Annotated in this window: 15 protein-coding genes; 12 read left to right on the forward strand and 3 right to left on the reverse strand. The window is 30.7% G+C overall.

The window, feature by feature from the left end:
- Positions 1 to 36: 36 nt before the first annotated feature.
- Both Q0842_RS08500 and Q0842_RS08505 read right to left on the reverse strand, forming a co-directional pair.
- The gene (locus Q0842_RS08500) at positions 37 to 1,164 is read right to left on the reverse strand and encodes a VWA domain-containing protein (protein WP_298496841.1); all 1,128 of its coding nucleotides are present in this window, start codon (positions 1,162 to 1,164) and stop codon (positions 37 to 39) included.
- Between the two features lie 86 nt (positions 1,165 to 1,250).
- Positions 1,251 to 1,928, reverse strand: a complete 678-nt coding sequence (locus Q0842_RS08505; protein ID WP_298496845.1) for a Crp/Fnr family transcriptional regulator — start codon at positions 1,926 to 1,928, stop codon at positions 1,251 to 1,253.
- A 108-nt stretch (positions 1,929 to 2,036) separates the two neighbouring features.
- On the opposite strand from Q0842_RS08505, the gene Q0842_RS08510 reads away from it, so the two are divergent.
- The 12 genes from Q0842_RS08510 (at position 2,037) to Q0842_RS08565 (ending at position 16,179) form a co-directional block, all read left to right on the forward strand.
- Entirely contained in the window at positions 2,037 to 4,412 is a 2,376-nt protein-coding gene (locus Q0842_RS08510) for a heavy metal translocating P-type ATPase metal-binding domain-containing protein (protein ID WP_298496848.1), read from the forward strand.
- A 189-nt stretch (positions 4,413 to 4,601) separates the two neighbouring features.
- Complete coding sequence (ccoS, locus tag Q0842_RS08515; protein WP_298496851.1) at positions 4,602 to 4,787, forward strand: cbb3-type cytochrome oxidase assembly protein CcoS; 186 nt, start codon at positions 4,602 to 4,604, stop codon at positions 4,785 to 4,787.
- A gap of 10 nt (positions 4,788 to 4,797) precedes the next feature.
- Complete coding sequence (gene ccoN, locus Q0842_RS08520) at positions 4,798 to 6,990, forward strand: cytochrome-c oxidase, cbb3-type subunit I (RefSeq protein ID WP_298496854.1); 2,193 nt, start codon at positions 4,798 to 4,800, stop codon at positions 6,988 to 6,990.
- A gap of 21 nt (positions 6,991 to 7,011) precedes the next feature.
- Entirely contained in the window at positions 7,012 to 7,197 is a 186-nt protein-coding gene (locus Q0842_RS08525; RefSeq protein ID WP_298496857.1) for a CcoQ/FixQ family Cbb3-type cytochrome c oxidase assembly chaperone, read from the forward strand.
- Positions 7,194 to 8,099: a cbb3-type cytochrome c oxidase N-terminal domain-containing protein gene (locus tag Q0842_RS08530; RefSeq protein WP_298496860.1), complete on the forward strand. Its 906-nt coding sequence runs from the start codon at positions 7,194 to 7,196 to the stop codon at positions 8,097 to 8,099. The genes Q0842_RS08525 and Q0842_RS08530 overlap by 4 nt, the downstream gene beginning before the upstream one ends.
- Positions 8,100 to 8,184: 85 nt before the next feature.
- On the forward strand, positions 8,185 to 9,609 hold the full coding sequence (gene ccoG / locus Q0842_RS08535) for a cytochrome c oxidase accessory protein CcoG (RefSeq protein ID WP_298496862.1): 1,425 nt from the start codon (positions 8,185 to 8,187) through the stop codon (positions 9,607 to 9,609).
- Positions 9,610 to 9,733: 124 nt separating this feature from the next.
- Positions 9,734 to 10,180, forward strand: coding sequence for a FixH family protein (locus Q0842_RS08540; RefSeq protein WP_298496863.1), 447 nt, complete (start codon positions 9,734 to 9,736; stop codon positions 10,178 to 10,180).
- Position 10,181: 1 nt separating this feature from the next.
- Positions 10,182 to 10,883 (forward strand): sulfite exporter TauE/SafE family protein, encoded by a 702-nt coding sequence (locus Q0842_RS08545; RefSeq protein WP_298496865.1) that lies wholly within the window; start codon positions 10,182 to 10,184, stop codon positions 10,881 to 10,883.
- Positions 10,884 to 11,075: 192 nt separating this feature from the next.
- On the forward strand, positions 11,076 to 11,747 hold the full coding sequence (locus tag Q0842_RS08550) for a TetR/AcrR family transcriptional regulator (protein ID WP_298496867.1): 672 nt from the start codon (positions 11,076 to 11,078) through the stop codon (positions 11,745 to 11,747).
- Positions 11,748 to 11,749: 2 nt separating this feature from the next.
- Complete coding sequence (locus Q0842_RS08555) at positions 11,750 to 13,417, forward strand: ATP-binding cassette domain-containing protein (RefSeq protein WP_298496869.1); 1,668 nt, start codon at positions 11,750 to 11,752, stop codon at positions 13,415 to 13,417.
- 3 nt (positions 13,418 to 13,420) lie between these two features.
- On the forward strand, positions 13,421 to 14,779 hold the full coding sequence (locus Q0842_RS08560) for a biotin/lipoyl-binding protein (protein WP_298496873.1): 1,359 nt from the start codon (positions 13,421 to 13,423) through the stop codon (positions 14,777 to 14,779).
- Positions 14,776 to 16,179: a TolC family protein gene (locus tag Q0842_RS08565; protein ID WP_298496875.1), complete on the forward strand. Its 1,404-nt coding sequence runs from the start codon at positions 14,776 to 14,778 to the stop codon at positions 16,177 to 16,179. The genes Q0842_RS08560 and Q0842_RS08565 overlap by 4 nt, the downstream gene beginning before the upstream one ends.
- A gap of 39 nt (positions 16,180 to 16,218) precedes the next feature.
- On the opposite strand, the gene Q0842_RS08570 is transcribed toward Q0842_RS08565, so the two are convergent.
- Complete coding sequence (locus tag Q0842_RS08570) at positions 16,219 to 17,052, reverse strand: universal stress protein (RefSeq protein ID WP_298496879.1); 834 nt, start codon at positions 17,050 to 17,052, stop codon at positions 16,219 to 16,221.
- Between the last annotated feature and the right edge of the window lie 8 nt (positions 17,053 to 17,060).

The raw sequence follows: 17,060 nt of genomic DNA on the forward strand, positions 1-17,060 counted from the left end.
TTAAAGGCTAATATCCAATAGCTAACAGCTAATTAATTATCCTTTTATTCTTTTTTTTCTGTTTGTTTCGTAATCTTCAAAAATCATTTCTCCTAAACCTTTAAGTCCTGTATAAAAGGCTTTCCCTTGGTTGGCATAGGTAAACTCTCTTACAAATTGCATTAAATAGCTATCTTGAGCTATCATAAAGGTTGTAATAGGAATATGTAATTTTCTGGCTTGTTGTGCCATCATGTAGCACTTATTTACAATATGAGAATCTAAACCATTGCTGTTTTTATAATATTGGCCATCTGGTAAACGTAAACAACTTGGTTTCCCATCTGTAATCATAAAAATTTGTTTATTGGTATTTCGTTTCCTGCGCAATAAATCCATTGCTAATTGCAAACCAGCAACCGTATTTGTGTGATAAGGCCCAACTTTTAAATAGGGCAAATCCTTGATTTCAATTTGCCATGCATCATTACCAAACACTAAAATATCTAAAGTATCTTTTGGGTAACGTGTGGTAATTAATTCTGCTAATGCCATGGCCACACGTTTTGCTGGTGTAATTCTATCTTCGCCATATAAAATCATACTATGGCTAATATCAATCATCAAAACGGTACTCATTTGTGATTTATGAAGTGTTTCTTCAACAACTAAATCGTCTTCAGATAGGGTAAAATCTCCAATACCATGATTAATTTGGGCGTTTTTTAAACTTTCGGTCATGGACACTTTATCTAGAGCATCACCAAATTGATAGTTTCTAAAATCTCCGGTATGCTCATCGCCTATTCCAGGGCTTTTACTTTTATGATTACCTTGTCCGCTGCGTTTAATTTTTCCAAAAATATGATCTAAAGCTTGCTGCCTAATAGCACGTTCGGTTTTGGCTGTAATAGCTAACGTTCCATCACCATTTGGATCAATTTCTTCACGCAAATAGCCTTTTTGTTTTAAGTCTTCAATAAAATCGTCAATAGAGTATTCTGGAGTTGTAAGTTTGTATTCCTTATCCAATTCTCTTAACCAATCAATCGCTTCATCAAAATCACCTGATGTGTGCGTAATTAGCTCTTTAAATATATCGAATAACTTATCAAAAGGAGATTGAAAAGGGGGTTTGTAATTATTAAATACAAAACCTTTTCTGGGTGTTTTATTTTTTTTCATAGCACTATAAAAATACTATATTTTTATAGAAACTCTAAACCTATAATTGGATTTATATTTACTTTAACAAGAATTATTAAAATAGATTATTCTACGCGCTTTAATCCATTAATGTTTTCAATCTTAATAAATTTTCCAACTGTAGAAATCAAACCTTCTTTTTTAAATTGAGAAAGTACACGAATTGCTGATTCTGTTGCTGTACCAACAATATTTGCATAATCTTCTCGAGACAACAGCACACTTAATGTGCCATCTGGATTTACACCAAAACTTTCGTATATATAAATTAAAGTTTCTGCTAATCGCTGTTTAACAGATTTTTGAGCCATGTTTACTATAATGTCATCGGCTTCTTTTAAATCATTAGCCATGTCTTGTAACACATCAAATGAGAATTTTGGGTTTTTTTGAAGATCGGCAATAATTTCACTTTTAGGAATAAAACAAACTTCCATATCGTTAAGTGCTACTGCTTGTAAATTTGAACTCTCACCACTTATTAAAGAACGTTGCCCTAATAATTGTCCTTTAACAACCATTTTAACAATTTGGTCTTTACCGTTTTCACTTAATTTAGAGAGCTTACATATACCATCTTTAATACAATATACGCCATTTACAGCTTCACCTTCATCAAAAATTACTTCGCCTTTTTTAATAAATCTTGACGTTTTACAAGAAGATATACGAACTAGTTCATTCTTAGTTAAAGACTTTAAAGAATTAAATTGTTTGATAATACATTGTTCGCACTTACTCATAACCTATATTTAAAAGTTTTGTAAAAATAACGAAATCATGACAAATATCATATTTATTATACATTTGTTATTTAAATTTTGCAAACAGGTATAAATGAGCAAATATTTATGGAACATAAAACATGTTTCCATTGTGGGTTAGATTCATCATCTTCCGAAATCACTTTTGATGATAAGTCGTTTTGTTGCAATGGCTGCAAAACCGTGTACGAGATTTTCTCTACTAACGATTTAACCTGTTACTATGATCTACAAAGCGCTCCAGGTGCTACTCCAAAAGAGATAGAGGGTAAATACAACTTTTTAGACAATGTTAAAATTGTAGAAAGTTTATTAGAATTTAATGATGAAAAAACACAAATTGTAACTTTATACATCCCTCACATTCACTGTAGTTCTTGTATTTGGATTCTTGAAAATTTAAACAAATTACACCCATCAATCAGTTCTTCTATTGTAAACTTTGGAAAGAAAACTGTAAGGATTAACTATTATACCGAAAACTTTTCTTTAAAAGCCTTAGTAAAACTTTTAAGTAGTATAGGTTACGAACCTTTTATAAGTTTAGACGATTATAGTGTTGGAAAAAAAAATGTAGATAGATCATTAATATACAAACTAGGTGTTTCTGGTTTTGCTTTTGGTAACATTATGTTTTTATCGTTTCCAGAGTATTTCCAATCTACAGAATTTTGGTTAGAACAATACAAGCATTTATTTAGGTGGTTAATGTTTGTGTTTTCAATTCCTGTGGTATTTTATTGTGCGCAAGATTATTTTATATCTGCCTACAAAGGGTTAAAAGCTAAAATTTTAAATATTGATGTACCTATAGCTTTAGGGGTAACGGTGCTTTTTTTAAGAAGTACAACCGAAATTGTTTTAGATTCTGGCTCTGGTTTTTTCGACAGTCTATCAGGACTTGTTTTCTTTTTATTACTTGGTAAATTTTTTCAGCAAAAAACCTATAATTTTTTATCTTTTGAACGTGATTATAAATCTTATTTCCCAATTGGAATTACCAAAATACATACAGATGGACATGAAGAGTCTATTCAAGTTTATGACATAGAGAAAGGTGACAGATTACTAATTAGAAATGAAGAACTAATTCCTGTAGATAGTATTTTAATAAAGGGGAGCGCTAGGGTTGATTACAGTTTTGTTACTGGTGAATCTGAAGCTGTTTCTAAACAATCTGGTGATAAACTTTTTGCAGGCGGAAAACAGCTTAATGGAAGTATTGAAGTTGATGTTTTAAAAACTGTTGAACAGAGTTATTTAACTCAACTTTGGAGTAATGATATTTTTAATAAAAATAAAGAAGATAGCTTTACTACGCTAACTAATGCCATTAGTAAAAAATTTACTATTACCATTTTAAGCATTGCCATTATTGCCACAGCTTATTGGTTATTTATTGATTCTACAAAAGCATTAAATGTATTTACAGCAGTATTAATTATAGCATGCCCTTGTGCAATTGCCTTAGCTGCTCCATTTACATTTGGAAATTTATTGCGCATTTTTGGCAAGCTAAAATTTTATGCTAAAAATGCTTCTGTAATTGAACAATTAGCCGCAATCGATACTATTATTTTCGATAAAACAGGAACCATTACAGCGAACAAAGAAACTTCTATTGAGTATGATGGTTTTGAACTTTCGGGTAATGAAGAATCTTTATTGAAAAGCACCTTAAGAAACTCAAACCACCCTTTAAGTAGATCTTTATACGCACTATTAACTGAAAACGACATTGTAACTTTAGACGCATATGAAGAGCATATTGGAGAAGGTATAGAAGCAAAACACAACAAAGATTCTATAAAAATTGGCTCTGCTCCTTTTGTTGGTTACTCTTCTGAAACAGCCACACTAAACACAGCTGTTCATGTAAGTACTAATAACCTATACAAAGGAAAATTTACGTTTTACAATAAATACAGAAAGGGGCTTTCAAAATTATTTAATAAACTTAAGAAAGATTATGATTTGGTAATTCTTTCTGGCGATAATTCTGGAGAACAGGAAAATTTAACTAAATTACTACCTGCTAAAACAAAACTGTTTTTTAACCAGAAACCTGAAGACAAATTGGAATACATAAAACATCATCAAAATTCTGGAGCCAAAGTATTAATGATTGGTGATGGTTTGAATGATGCCGGAGCATTAGCACAAAGTAATGTTGGAATTGTTATTTCAGAAAATGTAAATGTATTTTCACCAGCATGTGATGCTATTTTAGATGCTACTAAATTTAATAAATTATATAATTTCATTAAGGCTTCTAAATCGGCAATTAAAATAATAAAATGGAGTTTTTTCCTATCATTTATATATAACAGTATTGGGCTTTATTTTGCAGTTACTGGACAACTAGCACCTGTTGTAGCAGCTATTTTAATGCCTTTAAGTTCTATTAGCATTGTAATTTTCACAACTGTTTGCACAAACATTTTAGGAAAGAAATTACATTAATATTAAAGATAAAATTTGGCTGACAAATGCGTTAGGGATTGTAAAGAAAAGCCCACAGCGAGGCACGAGCGAGGACTTGTATTGAAAAGCCCGACCCTTGTGGAAACGCCAAAAAAATAAATAACATGACAAATGTCATCTTTTAACAATAAGCATAAAAGTATTTTTGAACCATAACTTCAAGTAGGTATGAGTGTTATATATATTTTATTAGCTATAAGTATTATAGTGGCAATTGGTTTTTTTATAGCCTTTATTGTCTCTGTAAAAAGCGGACAATATGACGATAGTTATACACCATCGGTACGCATGTTATTTGAAGATGAGTTAATTAAAAACAAACCTGAAAAAACGATACTAACCAAAGAAGAATAATTTATAAACTATGGAAATGCAACAATTTCATTACGATAATAAAATAGTTAAAAACTTCATTTACGCCACAATGCTTTGGGGTGTTGTGGGTATGCTAGTAGGCTTATTACTAGCGTTTATGTTTTTATTTCCAAACTTAACAGACGGTATTTCGTGGTTAAGCTTTGGTAGACTAAGGCCATTGCATACCAATGCTGTAATTTTTGCCTTTGTAGGAAATGCCATTTTTGCTGGTGTTTACTACTCCACACAACGATTATTAAAAGCTAGAATGTTTAATGATACCTTAAGTAAAATTAACTTTTGGGGTTGGCAACTTATTATTGTTGGTGCCGCAATTACTTTACCTCTAGGCTTTACAAGTTCTAAAGAATATGCCGAATTAGAATGGCCGTTTGATATTGCCATAGCGCTAATTTGGGTCATTTTTGGATGGAACTTAATAGGAACCATGCTTAAAAGAAGACAACGCCATTTATATGTTGCTATTTGGTTTTATATCGCTACGTTTGTTACTGTTGCAGTACTACATATTTTTAATAGCTTAGAGCTTCCTGTAAGTGCTTTTAAAAGTTACTCGGTTTATGCCGGTGTACAGGATGCCTTAGTACAATGGTGGTATGGACATAATGCTGTGGCTTTCTTTTTAACAACACCATTTTTAGGATTAATGTACTATTTTGTACCTAAAGCTGCGAATCGTCCTGTTTACTCTTATAGATTATCTATTGTACACTTTTGGTCGTTAATCTTTATTTATATCTGGGCTGGACCGCATCACTTATTATATACAGCTTTACCAGAATGGGCGCAAAACTTAGGTGTTACATTTTCTATAATGTTATTAATGCCATCTTGGGGAGGTATGATAAACGGCTTATTAACACTTCGTGGTGCTTGGGATAAAGTACGTACAGATCCTGTTTTAAAATTTATGGTGGTAGCCATTACTGGTTATGGTATGGCAACTTTTGAAGGACCAATGCTTTCGCTTAAAAATGTGAATGCTATTGCACACTTTACCGATTGGATTATTGCACACGTACACGTAGGCGCTTTAGCTTGGAATGGTTTTTTAACTTTTGGTATGATTTATTATTTAGTACCACGTTTATTTAAAACCAAATTATACTCTGTTGGGTTAGCTAACCTACACTTCTGGATAGGTACTTTAGGTATCATAATGTATGCTTTACCAATGTATGTTGCTGGTTTTACTCAAGCAAGTATGTGGAAACAATTTAATCCAGATGGAACTTTAACATATGGTAACTTTTTAGAAACTGTTACAGAAATAATCCCAATGTACTGGATGCGTGCTATTGGTGGTACTTTATATATAACTGGTATGCTAATTTTAGTTTACAATATTATTGTAACCATTAAAAAAGGTAGTGTAGTTGAAGATGAATTAGCTGAAGCTCCTGCCTTAGAACGTGTAACTAAAAAACGTACTGCTAACGAAGGATGGCATACTTGGATTGAACGTAGACCAATACAACTTACTATTTTAGCTACAATAGCTATTTTAATTGGTGGTCTTGTTCAAATTGTACCAACTATTGTAGTAAAATCAAATATACCAACCATAGCAAGTGTTAAACCATATTCGCCTTTAGAATTAGAAGGACGTGATATTTATATTCGCGAAGGTTGTGTGGGCTGCCACTCACAAATGATTCGTCCGTTTAGAAGTGAAGTAGAACGCTATGGTGAATACTCTAAAGCCGGTGAATATGTTTACGATCACCCATTCCTTTGGGGTAGTAAACGAACTGGTCCAGATTTACATAGAATTGGAGGTAAATACTCTGACAACTGGCACTTTAATCACATGTACGACCCACAAAGTACATCATCAGGCTCTATTATGCCTCGTTATCCATGGCTAATTACTGGTAGTAGTAGTAAATTAGATAAATCGATGACAGAGAAAAAAATGGAAGCTATGGTAACATTAGGAGTTCCATATACAGATGAAGAAATTGCAAATGCTCAACAAAGCATGCTTGAACAAGGTGCTCAAATTGAACAAAACCTGCATGCAGATCCTGATTTCACTAAAACCTATGAAGCAGATAAAAAATATGCTTCTGATAATGGTGAAGACTTTATAGAAATGAAAAACAGAGAAATAGTTGCACTTATTGCTTATTTACAAAGATTAGGAACTGATATTAAAGTAGAAACAGCTCAAAATTAACCAACTAAAATATTTAAAACCATGTTGAAATTTGTAAAAAACCATATGGAGAGTATTACAGGAATTGAAATTTATCCAATAATTTCTCTAATTATCTTCTTTACTTTTTTTGTACTATTATTTTGGTGGGTTATTACTGCTAAAAAAGACTATATAAATACTGTAAGCAACTTACCATTAGACAACCAAAACGACGATATATCATGAGAAAATTTCCATCCTGGATTCGGGTACCAGTAGTATTTTTTATAATTTTCGGAGCCGTTGAGTATTTTATTGACTCTGGTGAACAACCAGCTTTTATAGAATACCCTGCTGTTTTACTTTTTCTTCTTTTAGTATTATTAATACTTATAGCTATTGAAGCTATAGTTGGCGCTTTAGAAAATGTAATGCTTCATAAATTAGATGAAGAAGCTAAAGCTCGCTTTTTAGCTGAAAAAGAAAATGCATTTAAACTTACTTGGTTACAAGATACATATCAAAAACTGTTAGGTCAAAAACCTATTGAACAAGAAGGTGAAATTATTCTTGACCATAATTATGATGGTATAAAAGAATTAGACAATAATTTACCACCATGGTGGGTCTATTCTTTCTACATCTCTATTGTTTTTGCAGCTGTTTATTTATTAAGATTTCATGTTTTTGATGGTTATAGTCAAGCTGACGAATTAGAAACCGAATTAGCAGATGCAAGAATTGCAATAGAAGAATACAAGAAAACAGCAAAAGACTTAGTAGACATTAATACTGTTACACTTTTAACTGATGCTGGAGATTTAACTGCTGGTAAAACCATTTTTCAAACCAACTGTGTTGCATGTCATATGGCAGATGGTGGTGGTGGTATTGGACCAAACTTAACAGACGAGCATTGGATATTAGGTGGTGGTATAAAAAATGTATTTAAAACAGTATCTGAAGGTGGACGTTCTGGTAAAGGTATGATTGCTTGGAAAGCGCAACTAAAACCATCTGAAATGGCTCAAGTAGCTAGTTATGTTTTAAGTTTTCAAGGTACAACTCCTGCAAACCCTAAAGCTCCTGAAGGTGATATTTGGGTAGAAGAGAATAATGAAACAACGGATAATGTAGTGACTGATTAATAGCAAATAATAATAACTAAACTATCCATTCCTGCCAGTTTTTAACTAAATATATGTTACTGGCAGGATTTTAAAACAAAAAATCGTGGAAACCCCTGAAAACGAAGTATTTAGAGACTCGATTGGTACGATTACTGAAGACGGTAAACGCGCTTGGGTTTTTCCCAAAAAACCTAATGGAAAATTTTATGAATATAGAAAATATGTAAGCTACTTTCTATTAGCCTTTTTAATTTTATCGCCTTTTATAAAAATAAACGGTAATCAGTTTTTAATGTTCAATGTTTTGGAACGCCGATTTAACATATTCGGGTTTCCTTTTTGGCCACAAGATTTTCATTTGTTTGTTATTTCTATGATAATTGGTGTCGTTTTTATCACACTATTTACAGTTGCTTTTGGTAGGATATTTTGTGGTTGGATTTGTCCACAAACCATTTTTATGGAAATGGTTTTTAGAAGAATTGAATACTGGATTGAAGGAGACAGAAACAAACAGCGTAAATTAGCTAGACAAAAATGGGATGCTGAAAAAATTAGAAAAAAAGGACTTAAATTTATCATATTTGCTTTAATATCATTCATAATTGCAAATGTATTTTTAGCTTATTTAATAAGTAGCGACAAACTTATTGAACACATTTCCGAAGGGCCATTAGAAAATATAAGTACATTAATTTCTTTATTAATTTTTACGGCCGTTTTTTATTTTGTGTTTGCGTGGTTTAGAGAGCAAGTTTGCATTATTGCTTGCCCTTATGGTAGACTTCAAGGTGCATTATTAGATAACAAATCAATAGTTGTTGCTTATGATTATAAACGTGGTGAAGCCGAAAATGGTAGAAAAAAGTTTAGAAAAAATGAAGATCGCGAAGCTTTAGGTTTTGGAGATTGTATTGATTGTTTACAATGTGTTCATGTATGCCCAACAGGAATTGATATTAGGAATGGTACACAATTAGAATGTGTTAACTGTACAGCTTGTATTGATGAATGCGACCATATAATGGAGAGTATTAATTTGCCAAAAGGGTTAATTAGATATGCTAGTGAAGAAAACATAGAAAACAATACGCCTTTTAAATTAACACCCAGAATTAAGGGATATATAGCTGTACTAGCCATATTAACAGGGTTGTTAATTGGTATGTTATTTTTAAGAAATGATGTTGAAGCAAATGTTCTTAGACTACCAGGACAACTGTATGAACATAAAGAAAACAATATAATAAGTAATGTTTTTACTTATAAGTTGGTAAACAAAACGTCTGAAAATATTGAGGATGTTAGTTTTAAATTAATGTCGCATAAAGGTGAATTAAAATTGGTATCAACAAGTGATGATTTTATTGTTCCAAGTCAAGGAATTGCTGAAGGTACTTTGTTTATCGAGATTAATAATTCTGCATTGACAGGAGATAGAAATAAAATTAAAATTGGTGTTTATAAAGGTGATAAACTTATTGAAACTACAACGGCAAATTTTTTAGGACCTAGAAGTTTTAAATAAGATATAAGTATAAAAAACAGTTTTGGTAATTAAAAAATGTATTAGAATTTAAACAGTACGTATAAGTTCACAAACAAAGTAGTAAGAGACCAGCCCAAAAGGGTAATGCTAAATAAAAGAAATTATGAAATTTAATTGGGGAACAGGAATTGTATTAGCGTTTATAGGGTTTATTTCATTTATCATGTACTTTATTATTACTATGAATGTAAATGATAAATATGATCATGATTTAGTAAGTGATGATTATTATGCAGACGAGTTACAATACCAAAACGATATAAATAAACTAGAGAATACTAAAGATTTAAGCACTAACATTAGTTACGAAAAAACAACTAATGGGTTAATAATAAAATTCCCAAAAGGATTAGATTACAAAAATATTAAAGGAAAATTGTTCCTATATAGACCATCTAACAAACAACTAGACTTTGAGACTGCTATTTCATTGTCTAATCTTAATTTGCTCATACCTGACAAACGTTTGGTAGATGGTCGTTGGAACATAAAAATAGATTGGCAATATAATGGAAAAAATTATTTATTTAAAGAATCTATAAATTATTAACATGCTATTTTCGGCATTTATACTTGGGCTATTAGGAAGTTTCCATTGTGTTGGCATGTGTGGGCCTATTGCTTTTATGTTGCCTGTAGACCGAACTAATAAGGTTAAAAAAATATCACAAATCACTATATATCATATAGGTAGACTTTTAGCCTATAGTTTAATTGGGTTAATTTTTGGACTTATTGGCAAGAGTCTCTTTATCTTTGGCTACCAGCAACAACTATCTATAATTATTGGTGTTTTAATGATTTTAGTAGTTGTTATTCCTCAAAAAACATTTAATAAGTATAATTTCTCTAAACCTATATATAAAATTATTTCTAAAGTTAAATCGTCATTAGGATCTGCTTTAAAGAAAAAAACCATGGATACATTTTTAACCATAGGTTTTTTAAACGGTTTCCTTCCTTGTGGATTAGTATATATGGCTTTATTTGCCGCATTAGCTAGTGGTAATGCGGCAAGCGGAAGTTTATATATGGCTGTTTTTGGTTTAGGCACTATACCTTTAATGACAACTGCAATTTATTTAAGTCACTTCTTAAAAGGAACCATAAAACAGCAAATTCAAAAAGCTATTCCTGTTTTTGTCGTTATTATTGGCTTGTTATTTATTTTAAGAGGGTTGGGGCTAGGTATCCCTTACATCTCTCCAACTCCAATTAACGATTTAGTTACTAATGGCATAGACTGCCACTAATTAAGATATATTAGTTGTTTACTTTCTTTGGTTTTCAACAAGCAAACAATTCACAAATAATTGTTTTACAGAATATTAACAAAAAATAATTTTGTTCATAAGATTTTATTATGATTACTATTAGCAAAATCAATAGCTTTATTTTCTATTGTAATAGTATTACTATTATATTTGCGAATAAATTAATTAATTATGGATTCATTACTTTCAAACTTAAAAATTTCTGTACCTGAAAAAATCTATGTAAAAGATCCAGAATCTTCAGATTTAGGTAAACGCATTATAGAACACAGCATACTTCTTATAAATGATATAGGTTTTGATAGTTTTACTTTTAAAAAACTTGGTAACATTATTGGTTCAAACGAAAGTTCTATCTATCGTTATTTTGAAAGTAAGCATAAATTATTACTTTATTTGTCATCGTGGTATTGGGCATGGATTGAGTATCAATTAGTGTTTGAAACTCATAGCCTAAAAGCTGGTAATAAAATTGAAAAAGCTATTGAAATTGTAACCAGATCCATAAAAGAAGATTCAAAATTCTCACACATTAACGAAGTTGTTTTAAACAAAATTATGGTTAATGAAAATTCAAAATCATTTCTTACTAAAGAAGTAGACAAAGAAAACAAAGATGGCTATTTTATAATTTATAAGCGCATTGTTCATCGTTTAAGAGATATGATTATTGCAATAAAACCAAATTATGAATACCCTTCAAGTTTAGCGAGCACCATTTTAGAAGGTAGTTTACACCAACACTTTTTAAAAGACCATTTTATTTCAATAACAGATTGCAATAATGGACTTACCCCTACCGATTTTATGAAAAACCTTGTACTAAACACATTGAAATCTTAACTATGGAAAACAAACAAATGACCCCTTGGCAGCGTTTAATAGGTTTACTTCAACTTGAAAAAAGAGATATTTTACAAATTTTTTATTATGCCATCTTTGCTGGTGTAGTTGCCTTATCATTACCATTAGGAATTCAAGCTATTATTAACTTAATACAAGGTGCTCAAATATCAACCTCTTGGATAATTTTAGTAATTATTGTAACAATTGGAGTTGCATTTTCTGGTGCTTTACAATTAATGCAATTAAGAATTATTGAAACTATTCAACAACGTATTTTTACTAGGGCATCTTTTGAGTTTGCCTATCGTTTTCCTAAAATAAAAATGTCTGAATTGCGTGATTATTACCCACCAGAACTAGCAAATAGATTTTTTGACACATTAACAATTCAAAAGAGTTTATCAAAAATCTTGATTGATGTGCCAACAGCTGTACTACAAATTTTATTTGCTTTAATTCTACTATCATTTTACCATCCATTCTTTATAATTTTTGGATTGCTCCTATTAGTTTTAATATTTGTTGTATTCAAATTTACAGCCATAAAAGGGCTCGAAACTAGTTTAAAAGAATCTAAAAACAAGTATAAAGTAGCACATTGGATTCAAGAAATTGCAAGGTCTGTAATAAGTTTTAAATTATCAGGAAGTACAAGCTTAGGCATAAATAAAAATGATGATTTGGTTAGCGATTATTTAAAAGCTAGAGAAAGTCACTTTAAAATATTAATGCTTCAGTTTATTCAAATGATAAGTTTTAAAGTTATTGTAACTGCAAGTTTATTATTAATTGGTGGTGCATTAGTTTTAAACCAAGAAATGAATATTGGTCAGTTTGTAGCTGCAGAAATTATTATACTATTAGTAATTGCATCAGTTGAAAAACTCATTTTAGGATTAGAATCATTTTACGACACCTTAACATCTTTAGAAAAAATCGGGCAAATAGTTGATAAAGATTTAGAAAGTCAATCCGGCGAAACACCACAATTCACTAAAGGAATTCAAATTGAATTAGAAAATGTAGCTTATGAGGTTGATAATAGAGATAAGCATATTTTAAAAGACATATCATTAAAAATAAACTCTAAAAGTAGAATCCTAATTAAAGGAGAAAGTGGTTCTGGAAAATCTACTTTATTAAGATTAATTGCTGGTGTTATTGAAGCTACTGGTGGCCATGTTTATGTAAACGATATGTCTATTAACAGCATACACTTAAACTTTTATAGGTCGCAATTAGGTTTATCACTATCAGATGAAAATCCTTTTGAAGGTTCTATTAGAGAAAATTTAACCTTTTCTAACACTAATATAACCGACGAAAAAATATATGAAATACTTGATATAGTTGGACTTAAATCATTTATCAAAGAACAGCCTGAAGGTTTAAATACAGTTCTTTATCCTGATGGTAGGCAAATGTCTTACTCATTGTCTAAAAAAATTGTTTTAGCTCGTGCAATATTAAAAAATCCAAAAGTACTTATTCTTGAAGATGCATTAGATAGATTTAATAGATCTGAAACTAAAGCTATTGTTGATTATTTATCTCACCCAGAAAGGCCATGGGCACTTATTGTAGTTAGCTTTAGTACTGTTTGGACAGATAAATGTAACGAAATTATCACCTTAGAAAAAGGTAGAATCAAATCTAAAACCTCTTAAGTTATGCTCAATATATCAAACAACCAATTGAATAAAAAAATAGACATAGCCGAATTTAAGTCTGGAAAAAAAATCATGAATGTTAAGTATTATAAATACTTTAATAGATTTTTACTTACTGCAGCCATAATAGGTTTTATCGTTTTGTTTTTACCATGGACTCAGAATATTACGGGTCAAGGCATTGTTACTACTTTAAAGCCAAATCAACGACCGCAACATATCCAGTCTCAAATTCCAGGCCGTATTGAAGAGTGGTATGTACAAGAAGGTGATGAAGTAAAAGCAGGTGATACTATTTTAAGAATATCTGAAGTTAAAAGTGATTATTTCGATGACAAATTAGTTGAAAGAACTAATGATCAAATTAAAGCAAAGTCGTCATCAGTAATAGCTTACAAGGATAAGGTTGAAGCTTTAAACCGTCAAATTTCTGCTTTAAAAAGTGAGCAAAATTTAAAGATGGAGCAAACTAGAAACAAATTATTACAATCTAAATTAAAAGTAAAAAGTGATAGTATTGATTTAGAGGCTGCTAAAACAAATTTAAAAATCGCAGAAACTCAATATAATCGTATTGAAACTTTAGAAAAAGAGGGATTAAAAGCCGTTAAAGATGTAGAAGAAAAACGTTTAAAACTGCAAGAAACACAAGCCAAACTTATATCTCAAGAAAATAAATATCTAGCCAGTAAAAATGAAGTAATTAATGCTAAATTAGAATTATCTAGAACAATTGCGGCTTTTGCTGATAAAATTTCGAAATCGCAAAGCGATATGTATACTGCACAATCTAGCGGTTACGACACGCAAGCACAAGTAACAAAACTAGAAAATTCATATAGTAATTATAAAAAACGTAATAGTTTATTATATGTTACTGCACCACAAAACGGTTTTATAAATAAAGTATTAACCGGAGGGATTGGTGTAACATTTAAAGAAGGCGCAGAATTGGTAGGCATTATGCCTTCAAAATACGATCTAGCCGTTGAAACCTATGTTAGACCTATAGATTTACCCTTACTTCATGTTGGCGAAAAAGTTCGTGTACAGTTTGATGGTTGGCCAGCTATAGTTTTTAGTGGATGGCCTAATGTTTCTTATGGTACTTATGGTGCAAAGGTTGTAGCTATTGAACGTTTTATAAGTGATAATGGCAAATACAGAGTCTTATTAGCGCCTGATGACTCAGACCATACCTGGCCAGAAGCTATTAGAGTTGGTTCTGGAGCAAAAACTATAGCCCTATTAGAAGATGTTCCAATATGGTTTGAATTATGGCGCCAAATAAATAGTTTCCCTCCAAATTATTATCAACCTGAAGATGGTAAATCTTCATCAATAAAAGACAAAAAATGAGAGTAACCTTATTAACTTTATTTCTTTGTTTTAGCGTATTTAGTAACGCTCAAGATAGTACAAAAACAATCACATTATCTGAATATTTAGGGTATGTTAAGTCCTTCCACCCTATTGTTAAGCAAGCTAATTTGATTATAAACGAAAGTGAAGCTAAACTTATGAAAGCTCGTGGTGCTTTTGACCCTAAGTTAGAGGTAGATTATGATAGAAAGAAATTTAAAGGCACCGAATATTACGATAGACTAAATGCTTCTTTTAAAATTCCAACTTGGTTTGGTGTAGAATTTAAAGGGAATTTCGAAGAAAATACAGGCGATTTTTTAAACCCGCAAAGTTTTGTACCTCAAGATGGTTTATATAGCGCAGGCGTATCTATTCCTGTTGCAAAAGGATTACTAAGCAATAGCAGAATGGCCATGTTAAGGCAGTCTAGACTTTATGTAAAACAAGCTAAAGCAGATAGACAGTTACTTGTTAACAACATTTTATATGATGCAACTGTAGCTTATTTTAATTGGCTAAAAACTTATAATGAAAAAAATGTATACGAAGATTTTTTAACTAACGCCGATATGCGTTTTAAAGGTATTATAAAAAGTTTTGAAGTTGGAGAAAAACCAGCTATAGATACTTTAGAAGCAAGAATAACATTGAATAACAGAAAACTTAATTTAGAAAAATCAAGAATTAAGTTTATTAAATCGTCTTTAGAATTATCAAATTACTTATGGTTAAATGATAATACACCAATAGAAATTAAAGAAGGTATTATTCCAGACATTAACACTTTTAATACTATAGACAATACTTTAAACACCTCTGGTTTAGATATAGAAAGTTTTGATTTTGAAAGTCACCCTAAACTTCAATCACTAGATTACAAATACAGAAGTTTAAATATTGAAAAAAGATTAAAGCTGAATAATTTATTACCTCAAATAGATTTACAATATAATTTTCTATCTCAAACCCCAGAAGTAGCAAGATCATTTAGCACATCTGCTTATAAAAGTGGCGTAAACATTAGTTTTCCTTTATTTTTAAGGAAGGAACGTGGAGACTTGAAATTAGCAAAAATAAAATTACAGAACACTAAATTTGATATTCAAAATACAAGAGTAAGTCTTAAAAACAAGATTGATGCTATTAATCAAGAACTAGATTCTTATGTTTTACAAAACGATTTTACAGATGTTATAGTAAATGATTACTCAAAAATGCTATCAGCAGAAGAACGCAAATTTTTTCTTGGTGAAAGCTCCTTATTTTTGGTAAACTCCAGAGAATCAAAATTAATTGAAGCCAAACTTAAGGCCATAGAAATTGAAAACAGCTTCTTTAAAACTAAAGCTAATTTATTTAATGTGTTAGCGCTTTCTGAAGTACAAATGAATTAAAAATTATCATTCCTATTACTTATAGGAATGATAATATATTTAAATTTTAAAGGTCATTACTGGCAATGTAGAGTGATTTGCAACATCTTCTCCTATACTACCTTCAAAGAAATGCGCTAATCCTTTTCTGCCATGCGTTGGCATAACAATAAGGTCTGCTCCTATTTTATTAGCACAATTCAAAATGCCTTCTTCTACAGAATAATCAGCCACATAAAAAACATCTTTCATTTTATCTAAATTGCCTTCTGCTTTTGTAAAGAAATTAACTACTTTTTTCTCAATTTCTAAAGTACTCATAAACCTATCATTAGGTAAATTAACATGAACTAAATAAACTTTAGTATCTACTTTACTAAGCATTTTAGTTGCATTTAAATAAGGTTTTATTGTTTCTTCTGAAAAATCGCATGCAAAAGTAACCACATCAAAATTCACATCAGATACATTGTTTTTTACTACTAAAACAGGGATGTTTGCATTACGCACAACTCGCTCTGTATTAGAACCAACAAAATATTCTTTTAGACCACTTGCCCCATGTGATCCCATTACAATTAAATCTGCTTCCTGTTTTAAAGCAATATCATTAACCTCACTAAACACTTTAAAATGTTTAATAATAGGAGTTAATTTAATATCTTTTAAATAGTCTTTATCTAAAAAATCTTTAAACTTTTGTTCTGCTAGCTGAAGAAAAAATGCTGTTTTTTGATTTTGAAGTCCATCTGAAGTTGTTAAAACTATATCAGACATTTCAAGCATATGTAGTGCAAGTAATTCAGCATCATATTTTTTAGCAAGTTTTGCAGCTGTTCTTAATGCGTATTCTGAGTGTTCAGAAAAATCTATTGGGATAATAATTTTTTTCATGATTTCTT

It is taken from the genome of uncultured Algibacter sp. (assembly GCF_947495675.1).
Taxonomy (GTDB): domain Bacteria; phylum Bacteroidota; class Bacteroidia; order Flavobacteriales; family Flavobacteriaceae; genus Algibacter_B.